This is a genomic window from Vibrio sp. B181a, assembly GCF_030248375.1.
GTDB classification, from domain to species: Bacteria; Pseudomonadota; Gammaproteobacteria; order Enterobacterales; family Vibrionaceae; genus Vibrio; species Vibrio campbellii.
The window spans coordinates 1-2,079 of sequence record NZ_JAHGAD010000121.1 but is presented as its reverse complement, the minus strand read 5'-3'; the positions used below and the strand labels follow the sequence as shown (position 1 = coordinate 2,079).

Sequence of the window (2,079 nt, the reverse complement as noted above, 5' to 3'; positions counted from 1 at the left end):
ATTCACCGCTAGACAGCTGGACAAGGCAGTCGTCTAGATAATCCATTTGAATACCTAGCTTTTTAAGAAACGAGTCATCGAGATAGCTAACACCTCTCGGTGTTACCACCTCAAAATGGACACTCACTCGAATTGAGTTTGGTTTGTGCCAACGCTCAACCGCAGACACATAGATGCTTTCGGAGTTGGATAGTGGGAACCAAGCCGGAACGGTGCCTATGTCATGATAAGGCCGAGTCCCGCAATCAGTACCCGTACAGTTAGAACGACCAGAACCCACGACAGGATGACCCGCAGAACCTTGGTTATGATGAGCTTGACCTTGTGGAGACGATACCGGATTTTGCTGCGTAGCTTGATAAGGCTGCGTTCCTGTTTCAGTTGACGCCTCAGAACCAGAAACCATATTAATAATTGCATAAGTGATATACCCAAATGAAAGCACGACCAGAGCCATAGCGGCTAAGAATTTAGGGTTTAGAAAGATGTTCTTTCCAAGACCCGCTTTGGTGATTTGTCCCGTAACGGTAGAGGCGTAGAGCAGGTGAACATCAAGCGGAACCTTGAGGTTGTAAACCACATCGTCTTTGCTTGGTTTGGTCACAGTTCGTGTTGGGTCATGCTCTAAGATTCGAGGCTTACGGTTAGAGAAAAAGATCCCGTCTTTCCCTTTGTGCTGTTTGGCCAGCTCGGCCACGCCTTTGAGCTCTTTAGGGACTTGGGCGAAGTCGGGCGTTAATAAAACAATGTCCCAGTTGTAGTGGCGGTGCTCCATGAAAGCGTTGTTGAAGTTCTCAGGGTAGATAATCCGTCCTTGCTCATCAAAACGTGTACGCTGACAATCGTCTATCTCACCGTTGTCTAGTGTTGATGTGTCCACAGTCAGCCAGCGTGAGTGGAACAACTCAGAAAACCCCTCCGGTAGATGAGACTCAAAGTCAGTGAAAGGGCGCTTGTGTATGTTGGCCATCTTAAAGCCAGCGTTGGTCGAGAAGATTTGCTGACATTCATCAATAAGGATGAAGGCGCCAATCGGAGCCCAACAGAAAAAGTACTTCCAAAGTTCGAAGCCTTCAGGGTTACGCGAGCTGATACGAATGAGACGAGCACTATCCGGAAACTTTTCGCCCAGTCGTTTCTCGATAATGTCGAGCGGCTGCATACCATGAATATTAGTGATGCAGACTCGACCTTCTCGAAGGGCTGGCAGTAAGTCGAACCACACTGCACACGCTGATTTATATGAGCCGCCGTGACCATATCTAAATGAAGTTGCCATTGAATCACCAGTTAAAGAAACGCATGACTAAGGACGTTGCAAACGCATCGAAAATTATGCGTAGTCCTCCTGTCACGTTGTATTGAATGAGGATGTAACGAACATCAGAAGGGAGCGCATTGAAATGAGATTCAACCAGCGTGTAAACGCCATACTCTGATAGCAAAGTCTGAGCGATTTTTAGTGCTACCTGAATCGATGCAATCTTAAGGTCAAGCCAAAGAGACACACACCAAAGGGCGCCATACTCAAAGCAATTGATGATCCAATCCGGTATGTACTGGATGAACTCGACCATGGTTTGGCCGACGTTGGCGATAAAATCGAGCGCTGAATAAATGAAATCCACGTTATTTACTCCGTTGACCAAACAAGATGTAGAGCGCAATGAGCGCGCAGATAAAGAGAATGACAGGGCGAACGTAAGGCGAAACCTCATCAAAACGCTGTAGGCCAGAATCAACCTTGGTGCCTTTAACGGTGAAAGACCTATCGCTTAACGAGCCGTTATTGAAGTTGGTACCGATAGAAACCAGACCTTTGATTTCATCAACGTAGTCTTCAATTGAGCGGTTTTTATCTGCGATGGTTTCATTGATAGCGATGAAATCAGACGAGGCGAAGATTTGCTCAGGCACATCATCACCGTGAGGGGAATTGAAACCAGAGCCTTTAAGAAGTTCTTCGATACCATAAAGGCTATTACCCAATTCGCCAATCGAATCACCTAAGCCTTGTAAGTCTTCACGGACACCCTTAGTTGCATTTGTGCTCTTATTGACCGCTGTTGTAATGTCGCC

Annotated in this window: 2 protein-coding genes and 1 pseudogene; all 3 read right to left on the bottom strand. The window is 46.7% G+C overall.

The window, feature by feature from the left end:
- On the bottom strand, positions 1–1,279 hold a 1,279-nt coding region (locus tag KIO97_RS26115), incomplete at its 3' end, for a zonular occludens toxin domain-containing protein (RefSeq protein ID WP_285384367.1).
- Between the two features lie 4 nt (positions 1,280–1,283).
- Positions 1,284–1,628, bottom strand: coding sequence for a DUF2523 family protein (locus KIO97_RS26110; protein WP_045457066.1), 345 nt, complete (start codon positions 1,626–1,628; stop codon positions 1,284–1,286).
- 1 nt (position 1,629) lies between these two features.
- Positions 1,630–2,079: pseudogene (locus tag KIO97_RS26105) on the bottom strand (hypothetical protein); the annotation flags it as partial.